This window comes from Cognatiyoonia sp. (assembly GCF_965661665.1).
Classification (GTDB): domain Bacteria; phylum Pseudomonadota; class Alphaproteobacteria; order Rhodobacterales; family Rhodobacteraceae; genus Cognatiyoonia.
In genome coordinates this window covers 1-16,525 of the sequence record NZ_CBFIEO010000008.1, presented here as the reverse complement: position 1 = coordinate 16,525, position 16,525 = coordinate 1, and the positions used below count along the sequence as shown (strand labels likewise).

Genomic DNA, 16,525 nt, shown 5'->3' with positions numbered 1-16,525 from the left:
TGATCAGTCTTTGACCCGCGCGGCCCGCCCACCGCGTCTGCGCGGCGGTCCCCCATCGCGCAAGGCCGCGACGAGGGTTTGTGTCATTGGGTGGTCCGCCGGTTGATCGGCGTATTGGGTCAGGATCGTGCGCACGTCTGCTTTGGTATCGCGGCCAACAGGCACGCCGAGCGCCCAATCCAGGAAGATCGTCCGGCATTCTCCTGCTGTGATCCCGTCGATTTTATAGGCCTCTTGGATCAGGCCCTTCGGGTCCAATGCGTCCCCTTTCCTCATCGTGCGAGCCCTTTCGTTATGACCGCATCTGCCGCCTTAGCCAATTCGGCGACTTTCGTCTCCAACGCATCCATCGTCTCAAACCCTGTTTGGCGCAAGACAAAGCGGCGTCCCCCTTCCCCGATGACGTCAGGTTGCAGGATGCCACCCGCCAGCAGACGCCCGGCTGATTGCACTTGCCACATAAGGTCATAGGCCGATTGCAGGGTCTGCGCGTCAGCGGCTTCAGGTCGCCCGTCTGCGACACCCGCTGCGATTTGTTGCGGCACTTTGCGGTTTGCCGCACCCGCGCGGAGGGCAAGGGATTGGGCAAAAAGTTCGATATCTTGTTGGCGACCGGCACCGGTTTTCATGTCCCATGGATCGCCTGTTGCTTTGGCTTCATCCAAGCGGCGGCGCATGTCGATGACGTCTTCGGTGACAGTCGGGCCGCTTGATTTCTCTAGCAACACGGCTTGGCGGACCACTTCAATCCTATCGCAAAGCGTTGCGTCCCCCGCGACGGGACGTGCCCGGGTGAGCGCCAGATGCTCCCACGTCCACGCCTCATTCCGCTGGTAGTCTGCGAAGGAAGCGAAAGACGTCGCCACGGGCCCCTGCCGCCCAGAGGGGCGCAGCCGCATATCGACCTCGTAAAGATGCCCATCCGCCATTGGGGCGGAAAGCGCAGTGATCAGTGCTTGCGTTAGGCGCGAATAATAAAGCCGCGCAGGCAACGAGCGGCGGCCGTCGGATGTGGCGTCGCTGTTAGCATCATAAATGACAATGAGGTCGAGGTCGGAAAGAGCGTTGAGCTGTGCCGCCCCAAGCGACCCCATCCCGATCACCGCGGCGGTGGCCCCTGCGATGGTGCCGTGTTTGATTGCGAATTCCTCCTGCACAACGGGGAAAATCGCGGCGACCACCGCTTCGGCCAGATCGGCGTATTGCTGGCCGCTTTGCCGCGCATCAATCAACCCTTGCAGGTGATGCACGCCGATGCGGAAGTGCCATTCCTTTGCCCAGCGGCGCGCGGCAGACAGCCGCCCTTCATAATCAGCGGGCGCAGCGATCGCGGCACGGGCGCTATCCTTGAGCGCGTCCAACCACGGCCAGTCGTCAAAGAAATGCCCTGCAAGCACCGCATCCAAAACGCCGGAATTGCGCGACAGATAGGTGGAGAGCGCGGGCGACGTTGCAGCAATCTCCACAATCAGGTTGGTGAGTTGCGGGTTTGCTTCAAAAAGCGAGAAAAGCTGCACCCCCGCTGGCAGCCCCGCGAGGAAACGGTCGAAGGCGGCCAAAGCCTCATCCGGTTTGGCGGCGTCTTGAAGGCGCGTCAGGATCAGCGGCTTCACCCGCTCGAAAATCTGCTGCGCGCGGGCGCTGCGGAAGGCGGGATAGTCGATCCACCGCTCTGTCACTTCTTGCCCCCATTCTGAGGTCACTCGCGGCGCCGCATCGGGGGCAAAGAAGCCTTCGGTCAGATCATGCACAGCGTGGAGCTGATCTCGCAGGTCTTTCTGCAAAGCATCCCGCGTCTTTCCCATGAACGCAGCGAGACGGTCAAAGCCAGCTTCATCACTTGGCAGCGCGTGCGTTTGCGCATCACGAACCATTTGCAGGCGATGCTCCACCTCGCGGTGGAAGCGGTAGTGGTCTGTAAGTTGGTCCCGCTCCCCCTCCGCGATCCAGCCGCCAGCGGCCAGTTGCGCCAAACCTTCGACTGTTTGGCGGGAACGCAACGACGGGTCACGGCCCCCTGCGATCAATTGGCGGGTCTGCGTAAAGAACTCGATTTCCCGAATACCGCCAAGCCCCAGCTTCATATCATGGCCTTCAAGCTTCAAAGGCCCTGCCAACCCTTTGTGATCGCGGATTTTGAGGCGCATGTCGTGGGCGTCTTGGATGGCCACAAAGTCAAGGTGTTTGCGCCAGACGAAAGGTTGCAGAGTTTTCAGGAACGCTTCCCCCGCCGCGATGTCACCTGCACAGGCGCGCGCTTTGATATAGGCGGCGCGTTCCCATGTGCGACCAACGCTTTCGTAATACCGCTCCGCCGCTTCCATCGAAATACATACCGGCGTGACGGAGGCATCGGGCCGCAGCCGCAAATCTGTACGGAACACGTAGCCACCCGGTTTTGTATCTGACAGGATGGTCGTCATCCGGCGCGCAACGCGGATAAAGGCGGCGCGGGTGTCATGTTCATAAGCAGGATCAAACCGCGTGTCATCGAACAGGCAAATGAGGTCGATGTCGGAGGAATAGTTAAGCTCCCCCGCACCCATCTTGCCCATGGCGAGGGCTGTCATCCCCGCGGCGGTTTCAGCCTCGCCTTCCCCCATCCCAGGAATCTTGCCGCGCCTGAGTTCGTCAGCGACGAGGCATCGCAGGGTTTGCCCCACACAGGCGTCCGCAAAATCAGTCAGCGTTTGCGTAACCATTTCTAGCGACCAAACACCACCAATGTCCACGAGCGCGATGAGCAACGCCATGCGCCGTTTTTGCTGCCGCAGGCCTTGAGTCAGATCGCTCGTCTCCATCGACTTGATCTCTGTCAGCGCTGCCTCGACCGCTGCATTGGGATCAGCGACTGCGGTTTCCAGCCATGTCCCCTCCTGCTTAATGAGGTCGAAAAGGTACGGGCTGCAACTGGCTGTGGCGGCCAAGAGCTCCGCCAGCGCTCCCGTTGCCCATGGCACATGTGCAGGCGTCTCCGCCGCGCGGTCTTGGTCGAATATGTGCGTGGAGCGCGGGGGATTTACGAGCGTCGTCATATGGCTAAAGTGCGGCTCACCGCCCTTGGGGTCAATCTGAGAAACACAAAACCGAGGCTGCAATGAGCAAAAGCTACAAACGGGTCATGGCCGCGCTGGACGCCGCCGATGTGCAAACCGAAGTGTTGGAGATGGCGGGCGAGACAGGTACAGCCCAACAAGCCGCAGATCAGGCAGGGTGCGCATTGGACCAGATTGCCAAGTCGGTGATTTTGCGGGCAGAGGAGGAGACCTGCTTTCTATTCCTGACCGCCGGCGGGAACCGTGTGGATTTAGACAAGGCAAGCGCGATCGCGGGCCGCCCCTTATCGCAGGCGGATGCTGCGCTCATTCGCAAAACCACGGGTTTCGCAATCGGCGGCGTGTCTCCTGTGGGTCATTTGACGCCGATCAAAGCCTTCGTCGATCCGCGTTTGTCCGAATTAGACGTCATTTTCGCCGCCGCAGGCACCCCGCGTCATATCTTTCCCATAAAACCGTCAAAATTAATTGCGATGATAGAGGGCGCGTTAGAGGACTTTGTGATTTGAGGCTGTCGCCATAACTTGTTTTTATGATCTCGGCTTTGGTCATGCTTGTCGGCATGGGCGCTTTTCAGCGCTATATCGCACAAGCGACGATTGCGAGGCTCGAAGGACAAGCACAACCCATTCAAACCGCCAATAGCGAGCTGTTGCATGTGGCGATCGCGCTGGCGATTGAGCCTGATTATTTCGACAAACCTATGTCCCACACTGAAATCGTGATGGATTTAATTCGCGACACACCAGGCAATGAGAACATGGACGAGGCCGCGCGCATTCGTGAGGCTTTCCGTTTGGCGCGGGAAAAAGACCACTATGCCATTCTGGCGGATTACCTGACAGACCTGCGGTTTGCGAATGGCTGCATCGGGATCGAGGATGCGACCACTGCTTTGCAAGTGGCAGAGGCTGGAAAGGTCTCCGAAGTGGGAACAGCTGCCATTGCGGCGCTCGCCGCGACCCCTGAATTAGGATCTGAACAGACACGTACAATCGCGTCATCTGCAAAAAGAATTGCGCGCAAGCTGAACTCATAAAACCGCACATAGCGGCGATTAATGAACAAATTCCATTTGTTGATGATGAAGGCTTTGCTTTATTGGTGGTTCACGATTGCCAGCGGGTCCACCACTTGGGGCATGCGCCTGATGGCGATTGAGTTTCGCGATCATGGTGGCGGGCAGTTCGAGTCAAGCTCGGCCCTGCTGCACACGCTGGGCTTTACCGTGTCCGTTGAGGTCGCGCCTTTGCAGCTGATTTCGATCATCATGATATGCGTGACACCCCGTGGTCAGGGCCTGACCGATCACCTGATGAGGTCGGCCGCCATCAACCGCCCTGTGTAACAGCGCCGCGCTGCTGTCAGAGGGGTTGCGCGGCGTCGCATTTCAAAGCAGTTTATGGGCATGCAACATACGCTCCCCATAGCGCCCCAATTTTATGTGACGGCCCCGCAACCCTGCCCGTATCTTGACGGGCGGATGGAGCGGAAGCTGTTCACCGCCTTGCAAGGCGATGCGGCGGTGGAGTTGAATGACAAACTGTCCAAGCAAGGCTTCCGTCGGTCGCAGAACGTGCTTTATCGCCCGTCCTGTTCCGATTGCGCCGCTTGTATGTCAGCCCGCATCCGTGTGGCGGATTTCAAACCTTCCCGCAGCCAGCGCCGTGTCTTGAAGCGAAACGCCAATCTGAAGCACCGCGCGACATCGCCCTGGGCAACCGAAGATCAATACGAGCTCTTCCGAAAATACCTCGACCAGCGGCATGCTGATGGTGGCATGGCGGATATGGATATGTTCGAATTCGCCGCAATGGTGGAAGAGACACCGATCCGCAGCCGCGTGGTGGAATACACCGATGTGACGCGTGAGGATGGACAACCAGTAGCGGCCTGCCTGACCGATATCCTCGATGACGGGTTGTCGATGGTCTATTCCTTTTTTGAGCCAAGTTTGGAGCCAAACTCCCCCGGGACGTATCTGATCCTCGATCATGTGGAGATCGCGCGCGAGTTGAGTCTACCTTACGTCTACCTTGGCTATTGGGTGCCGGGCAGTGCCAAGATGGGGTACAAAGCCAACTTTGCAGGGATGGAAGTCTTCGCCGGCGGGCGCTGGCAGGATTTGGTATCGCCTGACAAATTCTCTGGCGCTGTCGATCCCCTATCGACGGAGCCAATAGCCGAACAGGTGGCGCGGATCGAACTGCCGGGCAGCCAGCCCGCAACCTAGGTCGGCGAACCCACCAGCGTTCTTAGTTTATAGAGCAGCAGTGTCTCCTCCCGTGGCCATTCGGCGGAGGAAAAGACGATGCCGTCTTCCCAAAACTCAGCCGGATGCCAATTGGCGCGTTCGGCGCGACGTTCATCCAGATGTTCGATGATCTGGTGGCGCATGGCGTGTTTCCGATCCGTGAGGGTGTCGTCTGTGATGCGGTTGGTAAGCTCAAAAGGGTCGTTCGTAAGATCATAAAGCTCATCCCCATCCCCCCAACAGGCAACGAATTTCCAGCCGTCTTGGTAGAGGATTTTCTGGAAGCTCACATCGCCGGAATGCCCGAAGTGATCGCAGATGAGGGTGTCGCGTGTCACCGCGCCCTTGGTCATGGCGATCAGGTCGTCACCGTCCATGGGCAGCGGGTGATCCACGGTGGCACCTGCGGCGGTGCAGATGGTTTGAGTCACATCCAACAGACTGACCGGCGTGTCGATGCGGGTGCCTGCGGGGATCGACGCTGGGTGGCGCATGACGAGCGGGATGCGGGCCACCTCCTCCGTAAAGGATGAATACTTGTCCCAGCCTGCCCCATGAGCAGCGATCCCGTCGCCGTGGTCGGCTGTGACGATGAAGAGTGTGTTCTCAGCAAGCCCTGTCTCTTCCAAACAATCGGCCACACGCCCGATGGCGGCGTCGGTTTGCAGACCTGCGGCGTAGCAACGGGCGAGCACGGTTTGCCATGTCTCCCACTCCGGCCAGCGTTCGATCGCGCGGTGCTGGCAGCGCAGGTCGCGCTGCACGCGGTACCGCCACGGCTTCTGGCTCAGGTCTTCGCCAAAGCTGGGATATTTGGGAATATCAGCGGGGTTGATGCGATCCGCAAACTCTTGGCTGGGGTAATACGGGTGATGCGGCCCCCACATGCTGATGAACATGGAAAACGGTTGATCGCTGTCTTTGAGATCGCGCAGCGCGTCGCAGGCCATGTTGGCGACAAAGAATTGCTCTTGCACCTCGGGTGAGCCTTGCAGGATGCCGGCACCATCCATGTAGTCCCACGGTTCCGCCGGATCCATAAGGACGTCTTGGCCGTTGAGGTCGGGTTGCAACAGGTGGTGTTCGATCTTGCACATCGGTTGCGGCTCACCAATGCGAGCGAGGTAGTCCTTGTAGGTGTCACTGGCGTAGAGGTTGCCGTATTCCGGCAGGCTCCACCCCTTCAAACCATAATCAGCGGCGGTCTTGTCGATGCCGCAGTGCCATTTGCCGTAGTAGTGATTGTCATAGCCCGCGCGTGCGAGGTGTTGGGCATAAAGCTCCTCGTCTTCGCGGAATTCGGTGCGGTTGTAGGGGATCGGGTATTCGCTGTTCCACCGCAGCCCGTGTTTGTCAGGCCGCTTGCCCGTGAGAAAGCTGGCGCGGGACGGTGTGCAGACAGGGGTAATCGCATAGGCGCAATCAAACCACGCGCCCTGTTGCGCGATACGTTCGAGGTGCGGCCAGCGGTAATTGAAGCGATCCGAGCCATAGTGCCCAGCAAAGGCAACATGGTCGGCGAGGATGACAACAATATTGGGCCGCTCAGACATAAGCCGGACAATCAATCAGATTGCCCAGCTTAACAAGATGTTTGGTAGAATTGTTATTGCAGCAAATTCGGAACGATGGTCACGAAGCCGGGCACAAGCGCCAAGAGCAAGAGACCCAGCACCTGAATACCGATAAAGGGCATCACACCACGGTAAATCTGACCTGTCGTGATCTCTTTCGGCGCCACACCGCGCAAGTAGAACAATGCAAATCCAAAGGGCGGGGTCAGGAACGATGTTTGCAAGTTCACCGCGATCATGATCGTCACCCATTTCGGATCGAACGTGCCGCCATAGATGACCGGACCCACGATTGGGATCACGATGTAGATAATCTCCAAGAAGTCGAGCACGAAGCCCAAGACGAAGAGCACCAGCATCACGATCAGGAACACGGTCCATTCGTTGCTAAAGGACTTTAAAAACTGCTGGATGTAATGTTCCCCACCGAATGAAATCAGAACGAGGTTCAAAAGCTGCGAGCCGATCAAGATGGTAAAGACCATGGAGGTGACTTTGGCGGTCTCGCGGACAACTGGGCTTAGAACCCCACCAGACCACAGCGTCCAGCAGGCCCAAAGCAGACCAAACATGGAGAAGAGGAAGGCGGCGAAAGCGACGAAGAACGCGAGGTAGTTCTCAAAGAGTACGTTCTCCTGCCCCAGACGCATGTCGAAATTCACGCCAACGAGCAGCATCAGGACAATCGCGCCAGCGGTCCAGAGGACCATCTTGCCGTCTTTGCCTTCGTCCTGAAGCTTGCGGAAAGCCGCTAGCAGGATCGCACCACCAGCACCTAGCGCCGCAGCGGGTGTCGGGTTGGTAATGCCACCCAGGATGGAGCCCAACACCGCCACGATCAGAACCAGCGGCGGGAAGACCACGCGCAACAGCTCGTTCGCAAAAAGGCGGCGCGCAGCGACGGTCAACCCACGCCATGCTATAATGAGCGGGATGGCAATCAAAAGAACCGTTGTGCCCGGTGACGTTGTTGGCCCGATGATGAAGGCATCAACCAGCAGCATCAGCAGGACACCTACAGCCCCGATTGCAATCGGGCGCTGATCTTGCGACGGGGCCACGCCGCGGGCGAGGATCAGGACCAGCCCCAACAGCAGCGCGCCGACCGTCAGCCCTGTGCCGAAGGGCGCAGCAGCCTCGATCTTTTTGACGATAAGCGCTTCCCGCTCTTCCACGGTCAATTCGCGGGCTTGTTCGACGCCGCCTGCCGCATCAATCGCCGCTTGCTCTTCCAACGCTTGGGTCCACGCCTCATCACCGTGGAGTTCTTGCATCGACGCTGCGCACTCCTCCCCCACGTTCGTGCGGAGGGAAGCGGTTTGACCCGCATCAGTGTAGCTGTCGACGATCACGGACTGTGAACCGACAACGCCCACCTGACCACCAAGGATCACAAGGCCAATCGCCAGAACCGGCATCGCAAGGAACCATGTCAGCGCATCATTGCGGGTGATGACTTCACCCGTGCCGGACCCGTCGCTTGGGACAGCAGGCGCTTTGGATGGGTTCAAAAGCGCAAAGCCGAAGGCGTAGGCTGCATAGAGGCCCGCCAGCAAAATACCGGGCAAGAGTGCTGCTTGGAACAACGTGCCGACAGAAACCACAGCGGGTTCGCCAAGGAACGTCAGCGCATCGGTACAACCGGCGAGCTGCGCACGTTCCTCCTGAGCGGCGGAATACAAGTCACCGGCCAATGTGCCCAAGAGGACGATCACGATAGAAGGCGGGATGATCTGACCCAAGGTGCCAGAGGCCGCGATAACGCCTGTCGAAAGCTCTGGCGAGTAGCCGTTCTTCAACATCGTAGGCAGCGCCAGCAAGCCCATGGTCACAACTGTCGCGCCCACGATACCGGTAGAGGCTGCAAGGAACGCACCCACAATCACGATAGACACGGCCAATCCACCCGGCAGCGGGCCAAAGACTTTTGCCATCGTCGTCAGCAATTCATCCGCAATGCGGGAGCGTTCAAGCACGATCCCCATCATCACGAACATCAACACCGCCAGCAGCGTTTCGATTGATTGACCAGCCAGGACCCGTTCGTTCATGCGGTTCACAACGAAGGAGACGTTCCGGTCAAGCGCATGTTCCCAGCCATTCGGGAATAGCGCGGTGGTATATCGCGGCAAATCCGGATGGGTGAACACCGATATGGTGTCGGGTTTTATCCCCTCCGCCACGACCCCGCGATACGCGTCCGTACTGGTATCAATGGCCGCGTGCTGCAAGATGCCACCGCCATCCAAAAGGGCAATGATTGTGAATGAAATCACCGCGGAGCCGCCAATGGCAAACGCCACAGGGAAACCTGACAGAATGCCCGCAAAGAGCGTCAGGAACACGATGATGATGCCTACTTCTACGCCATCAAGTCCGAAAAGCATGGTCAGTCCGCCTTAGTGAATTTCTGCGACAAGCTCTGACTGAGCGTCGCCGAGTTGGTCTTTGTCGAGGTGTTTGCCTTCGCTCTTCGGCCCTTCTTTGCGCTCAAGGTACGAGCGGTAGAAGAAAGCGATTGCCTGAAGCGTCACGAGAATGGTGAAGGCCACCAGCAAAAACTTGAACAGGAAGTACGCGTTGAACCCGTTGGGCGAAAAGCCAATGGTTTCAACGTTGAACTTCAACGCCCGCGCTTTGTTCAGCAGTTTGTCGATGTCTTTAGAGGCATCGGATGCGGCAAGCTTGGGCGTCACGAGGTGCCGCCAGAGGAAGAACCAGCCATAGAAATAGGTCAGCGCCGCCGCTGGGATCATAAAGACGATCGCACCAATCATGTCGATCACACGTTTCGCGCGGTAGCTGATTGCGGAATAGATCAGGTCGACGCGCACATGGCTGCCTTGAATGAAGGTATAGCCCACGCACATACAGACTATCATCGCGTTGTAGAGCTTGAGTTCTTCCGACCACCAACTTACGTCGTAGGTGACGGTCATGCCAACGCCTAGGCTGATCTCAGACACCGCGAAGACCCGCTGCATGAAAATGATGATGATCTGTTGAAGGACCATCAGAAGGCCAGCCCACGCAAAGAAGCGCCCGACGGAGTTGTTGATCGCCTCCAGCACCCGCACCGCGCCCCACATAAAGCTGTTGCGGAAAAAACCGATAACGGTGCAGACGAGGAAGAGGAACAGGAAAACGAAGAACAACTCCCAAGATGCGCCGTAATAGACAAAGCGGATCAGGGACTGCGCCGCTTCGAGATCTCGGATTTTGTCTTTGAGAGAGATGTGGCTGAGCCATTCGAGCCATGACGACGGATTGCTGAGTGCGGCAATCAGATTGTACGGAGCCTCAACAAGTCCGCCGACGACGAAGCCGAGGCCGCTGCCTTCTTGGAATTTCTCCAAACAGCTGATCGTTTCTTCTGCGTTCGCGCGGAAAAAGCCTGAGCAGGCAATCTCGTCTTCCATAGAAGCCCCCGTGGTTCGCGGGGATCACGCGACCCGCACCGCGAAAAGTCTTTAGTGTGGTGGAAAAGGGCCCGCCGCGACAGCGGGCCCAATCTGGTTATAATCGCTGTCAGCCATTAGCCCATGACGCGGTCACGCTGGGCGCGGTATGCGCCTTCGGAACGCTGGATCCAGCCGGACGATGCGGCCATGGATGCGTTGTAGTCAGCGCGCAGACGGTCATAGACATCGTCACCGTTGTACTGGTCCATAGTCTCCATCGCAGCAACGCCCATCGCATCCCAAACGCTGTCTGGGAATTCGAGGACTTTAACACCACCGGCTTGTAGACGCTGAAGCGCTGCACCGTTGTTGTTCATGAACTGTGTCAGGTTCCACTGGTGTGCTTCACCTGCAGCAATCTCGATGATCTTCTGGTGTGCTGGGGACAGCTCATTGAAGACGTCGAGGTTTGTTGCCAGGGACAGACCTGCGCCTGGCTCGTGCATACCGGCTGTGTAGTAGAACTTAGTGATTTCCTGGAAACCAGCTTTCTCGTCCGCCCATGGGCCAATCCACTCTGTCCCGTCGATCGCACCAGATGCGAGCGCTTGGTACACTTCCGCACCTGGAAGGTTCTGCACGGATGCACCCATACGACCCAGAGCCTGACCACCAAGACCTGGCATACGGAACTTTAGACCTTGGAAGTCTTCTGGACCTGCGATTTCTTTCGCAAACCAGCCACCAGCCTGTGGGCCTGTGTTACCAGACAAGAAGGATTTCAGGCCAAAGATTTCGCCCAGTTCGTCGTGGTACGCATGACCGGAGCCCTGGTAGTACCAGTTTGTCAATTCTTGTGGTGTCATACCGAATGGTACGGATGTGAAGAATGCGTAGCCTGGATGCTGACCTACGAAGTAGTAGTCTGCACCGTGGTACATGTCGGCCTGACCGGATGTAACAGCGTCGAAAACCTCGAACGCGCCGACGAGTTCGCCAGCAGCTTTCAGGTCAATTGTCAGGCTGCCATCGGACATGGCTGTGATTGTGTCAGCGGCACGCTGCGCGGCATCGTGAACACCTGCAAGACCACGGCCCCATGTGGTGACCAATGTCAGTGTCCGGTTGCCCTGTGCGTATGCAGGTGCGGCCAGCGCAGATGCTGCTGCGGCTGTCCCACCAAGGGCTGCTTTGCCAATAAATGAACGACGATCCATGAATTTCCTCCCATTAGGTTCGCACACGGGCGCCGTGTCTGGCGTCCGCGCGGATCATTTAGTGGAGAAAAGGTAGCGCAGGGGATTTCATTGGCAAATACGTAGTACTGCGTAATTTTCGTCATCGGGTACGCAAAATGCAGCGAATTCGTTGAAAGTTTGGGCGCTAACAATCCTCACATCGGGCAAAAACCAACAGATTCTACCTTGCTTCGCAGGTGATTCTTGCAGCACCAAGAGCCATGGAAAAGCGGCGCGCCATCTTCGGCGATCTCTTCGATTTAAGCTACGGTCAGAAGGTCTTCTTACTGGCGACAGTGCCCCTGATCCTGGCTGTTGCGCTGATCTCGCTGGTTGTGACCTCACAGTCGCGTCAGTTGGCGGAACGGGAAATCGCCGTGCTTGAGGCCGAACTTATCCAAGCGAAACAGGATGAGCTGAAAAACTACCTGTCCATCGCACGGACCGCTGTTGTGAACACCTATGGGCGTGCGGCACCCGATGACGAGGCGGCAAAGCTCGCCGTCAGTCGTGAGTTGGCGGCTATGCAGTATGGGCAAGACGGCTACTTCTTTGTGTTCGATTACAATGGCACCAACCTTGTCGCCCCACGTCAGACCTATCTGATCAACAAGAATTGGAGCGGGCTGGTAGATCGGAACGGCGTGCCGATCACAGATGAGCTTATCCGCATTGCTCGGACGGGCGGCGGGTATCACTCTTTCGAATGGCCCCGCCCCTCTACCGGTGAGCTTGGACAGATGGTTGTCTATATGAACGGGTTGCAAGATTGGCGGTGGGCGATCGGCACCGGAATTTTCATCGACGATGTGGTTCAAAGCATTGCGACCGCACGGTCGGACGTGGAAGAGCGGATCAACCGCACGTCGCTTTATATCCTCCTCATCGCGTCCTTCGCTGTCTTGGGCGTGTTCCTGTCCGGTCTCGTCCTGAACCTGCGCGAACGCCGGTTTGCGGACTTGAAGCTGAAAGCGTTGACCCAACGCATCATTGACACTCAGGAAGAGGAGCGCGGCCGCGTCGCGCGGGAGCTCCACGATGGGATCAGCCAGATGTTGGTGGGTGTCCGCTATGCGCTGGAGCTCACCCGCCGCCGCATTGGCATCGGGGATGCCCGCGCCGATCAAAGTCTTGAGCAAGGCATCGGCGGTTTGGGCAGCGCCATTCAGGAGGTGCGCCGGATCAGTCGCGACCTGCGCCCCGGTGTGCTTGATGACCTTGGCCTTGGCCCAGCCCTGCAAGCGTTGACCGACGATTTCAGCGCCCGCACGGATATCGAGGTGGAGTTTGAAACCGTCGTCTTCCGCAACCGTCTGGACCAAGAAGCACGGATCGCGCTATACCGTATTGCACAGGAAGCCCTTACCAATATCGAACGTCACGCGCGGGCGACACATGTCACGGTCGCGCTGAGGGGCACGCGCAAGGGCGCGCAGTTGCGGATCACCGACAACGGGTCCGGCATGCCGATGACCAAACCCTCCCGCAAAAGCGACAGCGGATTGGGCTTGCGCAACATGCAGGAACGGGTTGAACAGCTGGGGGGCAGCCTCCGCATCGTGTCCTCAGACCAGGGCACAACAATTGACGCGCAGGTACCACTGACTCATATGCTGCGGCCGCAAGACAGCCAAAAGGAAAGCGCATGACGATCCGCGTTTGTATTGTTGACGACCACCCGATGGTCACCGAAGGCATCCAATCGATCTTAGAAAGCTACGACGACATCGAAGTTGCGGGCACGCTAACCAACGGGCAAGACGCCGTGGATCAAGTACAGGCGCTGGCCCCCGATGTGATGCTCTTGGACCTCAACATGCCGGGCATCAGTGGGCTCAACGCGACGGAGATGATCTTGGAGAAGCGGCCAGCGACGCGCATCCTGATCCTGTCGATGCACGACAGCCCTGAATATATTTCAACCGCGCTCAACCACGGGGCGAAGGGGTATATCTTGAAGGACGTGCCCACCGAGGAAATCCGCACTGCGATTGATACGGTCATGGGGGGGGAGCAATACCTCTGCACCGGAGCAAGCGGATCGCTCGCCCCAAAAATCGCGGACGGGCGCGAACCGCTGACCAACCGCGAGCAGACGATACTGCTGGAATTGGCCCAAGGAAAATCGAACAAACAGGTCGCCGCAACACTCGGCATCTCCGTCCGTACGGTGGAGACGCACCGCAACAACATCAAACGCAAGCTCGGCATCAGCAGCACCGCCGGCCTCACCCGCTATGCTATGGAGCATGGGGTGCTGCAAGGGACTGGGATTTAGGGTTCAGGGATTTGGAGGTGCTCAAATGAACGATCGCTGTCACTCCAAACCTAAGTATAGTTGCGATAAGGCGACCTTCTACTATGCGCAACAGGACTTACCTTCCTGTATCGGCGGTCAGTGCACATTGGCATAGGAGCAGTACACGCGACAATCGCCTTTATAAGGCCTCAAGACCGTCTTGCACGCATTGCATTCATAGAACCACTGGCGGGCATCCGTGGGCATTGTTTCCACTTTTGCATGCCCACATGAAGGACAAGTCAGAGTTGATCCAAGTACTTTTGCTTCTCTTGTCGCCATAGCGCATATCCCGCTAGAATTAAAAAAACTGCCAGAATAGGCAGCAATCCATCGTCTCTGTAGACGTAGCTAAGCGCGCCACTGCTCCCCAGAGGTGAGAACAAACATGGCAAGAAGGGCGTCAGGCAACAGATGGCGGCCAATCCGGCACCGCCAAGGCTCAAGGGAAGCAACCAACCCTTCATCTGTATTGCCGGAACAAGGCGAACATAAAGCGCACCGCGTCTTCTTCCCAAAAAGGCGAACTGGCGGCCAAGAGAAATGTGAATGTTGTAAAGCCAAGTAAAACCACGGTCGAAAGTCTATGGCTCGCGCACTGCCAACGTCGCCATAGACGTTGCCAACCACAAGTTAACACATCCCAACGACAACCAGAATTTCGATGCGTTACTCGACGAATGGACCAAGCATCGCGAGCCATGTTCCGCCCAGGCCAAGGATTCACTACCCAATTGGCAGAACGCAGCACGATGCACTGAGCAAAGCCAGCAATCCAGCTCCACCGACTAGCAGGCGATTTGGTCCTTTGGTTTCGACGCGGAGCGTTTCAGTATTCGACATCATGACTAAGTCTATGCATCTTGTATTAACTACAGACGCAAGTGGGATTTGATCACATGATCGCGATTGGTGAGGCATCCCGTCTCAGCGGTGTTTCAATTGAGACCATCCGCTAATACGCACGTGAGGGCATAATATCGAAGGCAGGACGCACCGCGTCAGGACGACGGACCTATTTGGATGCTGAAGTATCCGAACTTGGGTTTATCAAGCGCTGCCGAGATCTGGGTTTTCAATCCCGGACGTAGTAGCACTTCGTGATCTAGCCGATGCACCAAGCAACTCGCGCCAGACAGTTGGGAGGCTTGAGCGAAAGCACCTTGCCGACGTTAGGGCAAAATTGAACGAGCTAAGCCAGCTTGAAAAAGCATTGGCGGAGCTTGTCTCGAATTGCGCAAATGGTAAGAGCGACTGCCCAATGCTCGACGCTCTGCGGGCGCGTTAAAGTAATGCAGTCATGCGTTGGGTAGGATTTTCGAGCAGCACTGCAGACATCCAACCCAGCGCCCTCAAAACGCACTCCAAGCCTGCACTTTCGATCTTTCCAAATCCGGCGCGATCCATCAGAAAGGCGCGGCACAACGAACATGGGAGGCATGCGCTTTGTCGAAACTGGGCATCATGATTTGTGGGCACGGGAGCCGTGCGAAATCGGCGGAAGAGGAATTCAGCCTGCTCGCCAAAGGCATCCGTAAGCGGTATCCTGATATTCCGGTGGAATACGGGTTCCTCGAATATTCTGCGCCCAACATACACATGGGGCTCGACCGGCTGGTTGAAGCGGGCGTGACAGAAATCGCAGCGGTCCCCGGCATGCTCTTTGCGGCAACACATGCCAAGAACGACATCCCGTCCGTCCTGACGACCTATTCCGAAAAGCATCCCGGTTTGACGGTATCCTACGGTCGGGAGCTTGGCCTCCACCCGCAGATGATCGCTGCATTTGAGGCGCGGATCCTTGAGGCGCTTGGCATGGGTCACGTCCATGACGGCGATCTTTACGACACCATGCTGGTCGTCGTGGGTCGCGGCACGTCTGACACGATGGCCAATGCAGAGGCTGCGCGTCTCTGCCGGATTGTGTGCGAAAACATGGGCTTCGGCTGGGCGGAGACAGTCTACTCCGGTGTCACCTACCCCTCCGTCGGGCGCGGGTTGGAGATGGCGACGAAGCTGGGCTTCAAGCGGATCGTTGTTGCGCCCTACTTCCTCTTCACCGGCAAGCTGATCAAACGGATCGAAGGGTATGTTGACCGCGTGGCGGCAGCGAATCCAGAGATTGAATTCCTGAAAGCCAAATACCTCAAGGACCAAGACCACGTTATCGATACCTTTGTGGAGCGGATCGAGGAAGCGCGCCAAGGCTCGCTGACGGAGACGAAAGACCTAATGGCCTCGTTCAAAGATAGGCTCGCCAAGGGTGAGGTCGACGTACATCACCACCACGCCGAATACCGCGACCCAGATGATGAGGAAGCCGGTGGCGGGCATGATCACGACCATGACCACGATCACAGCCATGGGCACGGGCATGATCACCATCACCATCACGGGCATGACCATAGCCATGGCCACAGCCACGGTGTCTACAAACACATCGCCCACCCCAACGGTCCGCGCACCATGATCGACGAAGGCGTCTGCTGCTGCTTCATGAGCCAGTTCCCGCAAGAGGTCGTCGACGCCGAACGCGCGAAACGGGCGGAGGAGGCTTAGTCAGCCGTGTCTGACGTCAGCGCTTATGGGTCCAAAAAGGGCAATTTGATAAGAGAGTTTTCTTGGCTCATCGTAACCACCAAGGAGTGGACGACGAGAAAAACAATAAAGAGTCCTGGCGAGAAGATCGTCAAAGACATCAAA

At 57.6% G+C, this 16,525-nt stretch carries 15 protein-coding genes and 1 pseudogene; 9 read left to right on the top strand and 7 right to left on the bottom strand.

Annotation, left to right across the window (positions count from 1 at the left end; all coding sequences use genetic code 11):
• Positions 1-3: 3 nt before the first annotated feature.
• Both ACTF5F_RS06720 and ACTF5F_RS06715 read right to left on the bottom strand, forming a co-directional pair.
• Complete coding sequence (locus ACTF5F_RS06720) at positions 4-276, bottom strand: hypothetical protein (RefSeq protein WP_438956109.1); 273 nt, start codon at positions 274-276, stop codon at positions 4-6.
• Positions 273-3,035: a glutamine-synthetase adenylyltransferase gene (locus ACTF5F_RS06715; protein WP_438956108.1), complete on the bottom strand. Its 2,763-nt coding sequence runs from the start codon at positions 3,033-3,035 to the stop codon at positions 273-275. The genes ACTF5F_RS06720 and ACTF5F_RS06715 overlap by 4 nt, the downstream gene beginning before the upstream one ends.
• Positions 3,036-3,097: 62 nt before the next feature.
• On the opposite strand from ACTF5F_RS06715, the gene ACTF5F_RS06710 reads away from it, so the two are divergent.
• The 4 genes from ACTF5F_RS06710 to ACTF5F_RS06695 are packed head-to-tail and all read left to right on the top strand — an operon-like array spanning position 3,098 to position 5,289.
• On the top strand, positions 3,098-3,565 hold the full coding sequence (locus ACTF5F_RS06710; protein ID WP_438956107.1) for a YbaK/EbsC family protein: 468 nt from the start codon (positions 3,098-3,100) through the stop codon (positions 3,563-3,565).
• 23 nt (positions 3,566-3,588) lie between these two features.
• Positions 3,589-4,095, top strand: a complete 507-nt coding sequence (locus ACTF5F_RS06705) for a hypothetical protein (RefSeq protein WP_438956106.1) — start codon at positions 3,589-3,591, stop codon at positions 4,093-4,095.
• 21 nt (positions 4,096-4,116) lie between these two features.
• Positions 4,117-4,404: an RDD family protein gene (locus ACTF5F_RS06700; protein ID WP_438956105.1), complete on the top strand. Its 288-nt coding sequence runs from the start codon at positions 4,117-4,119 to the stop codon at positions 4,402-4,404.
• Between the two features lie 60 nt (positions 4,405-4,464).
• Complete coding sequence (locus tag ACTF5F_RS06695; RefSeq protein WP_438956104.1) at positions 4,465-5,289, top strand: arginyltransferase; 825 nt, start codon at positions 4,465-4,467, stop codon at positions 5,287-5,289.
• On the opposite strand, the gene ACTF5F_RS06690 is transcribed toward ACTF5F_RS06695, so the two are convergent.
• From ACTF5F_RS06690 to ACTF5F_RS06675, 4 genes are all read right to left on the bottom strand, one after another.
• Positions 5,286-6,863 (bottom strand): sulfatase-like hydrolase/transferase, encoded by a 1,578-nt coding sequence (locus tag ACTF5F_RS06690; RefSeq protein ID WP_438956103.1) that lies wholly within the window; start codon positions 6,861-6,863, stop codon positions 5,286-5,288. The two genes, ACTF5F_RS06695 and ACTF5F_RS06690, sit on opposite strands and share 4 nt — an antisense overlap.
• 53 nt (positions 6,864-6,916) lie before the next feature.
• Positions 6,917-9,271, bottom strand: coding sequence for a TRAP transporter large permease (locus ACTF5F_RS06685; RefSeq protein ID WP_438956102.1), 2,355 nt, complete (start codon positions 9,269-9,271; stop codon positions 6,917-6,919).
• Between the two features lie 12 nt (positions 9,272-9,283).
• A complete protein-coding gene (locus ACTF5F_RS06680) occupies positions 9,284-10,303 on the bottom strand; it encodes a TRAP transporter small permease subunit (protein WP_438956101.1) in 1,020 nt (339 codons plus the stop codon).
• Positions 10,304-10,419: 116 nt separating this feature from the next.
• Positions 10,420-11,502 carry a TRAP transporter substrate-binding protein gene (locus ACTF5F_RS06675; protein ID WP_438956100.1) on the bottom strand — a complete coding sequence of 361 codons (1,083 nt, stop codon included), beginning with the start codon at positions 11,500-11,502 and terminating at the stop codon, positions 10,420-10,422.
• Between the two features lie 242 nt (positions 11,503-11,744).
• Here ACTF5F_RS06675 and ACTF5F_RS06670 point away from each other — a divergent pair, with 242 nt between their 5' ends.
• Complete coding sequence (locus ACTF5F_RS06670; protein ID WP_438956099.1) at positions 11,745-13,172, top strand: cache domain-containing protein; 1,428 nt, start codon at positions 11,745-11,747, stop codon at positions 13,170-13,172.
• Positions 13,169-13,801: a response regulator transcription factor gene (locus ACTF5F_RS06665; protein WP_438956098.1), complete on the top strand. Its 633-nt coding sequence runs from the start codon at positions 13,169-13,171 to the stop codon at positions 13,799-13,801. Before ACTF5F_RS06670 ends, ACTF5F_RS06665 begins: the two co-directional genes overlap by 4 nt.
• Positions 13,802-13,918: 117 nt before the next feature.
• On the opposite strand, the gene ACTF5F_RS06660 is transcribed toward ACTF5F_RS06665, so the two are convergent.
• Entirely contained in the window at positions 13,919-14,104 is a 186-nt protein-coding gene (locus tag ACTF5F_RS06660) for a GDCCVxC domain-containing (seleno)protein (protein ID WP_438956097.1), read from the bottom strand.
• Between the two features lie 689 nt (positions 14,105-14,793).
• Between ACTF5F_RS06660 and ACTF5F_RS06655 the strand changes: the two are divergent.
• The 3 genes and pseudogenes from ACTF5F_RS06655 to ACTF5F_RS06645 form a co-directional block, all read left to right on the top strand.
• A pseudogene (locus tag ACTF5F_RS06655) lies at positions 14,794-14,913 on the top strand (Cu(I)-responsive transcriptional regulator); the annotation flags it as partial.
• Complete coding sequence (locus ACTF5F_RS06650) at positions 14,880-15,110, top strand: MerR family DNA-binding protein (protein WP_438956217.1); 231 nt, start codon at positions 14,880-14,882, stop codon at positions 15,108-15,110. The pseudogene ACTF5F_RS06655 and the gene ACTF5F_RS06650, both read left to right, overlap by 34 nt.
• Before the next feature lie 17 nt (positions 15,111-15,127).
• On the top strand, positions 15,128-16,381 hold the full coding sequence (locus tag ACTF5F_RS06645) for a sirohydrochlorin chelatase (RefSeq protein WP_438956096.1): 1,254 nt from the start codon (positions 15,128-15,130) through the stop codon (positions 16,379-16,381).
• Positions 16,382-16,525 lie beyond the last annotated feature (144 nt).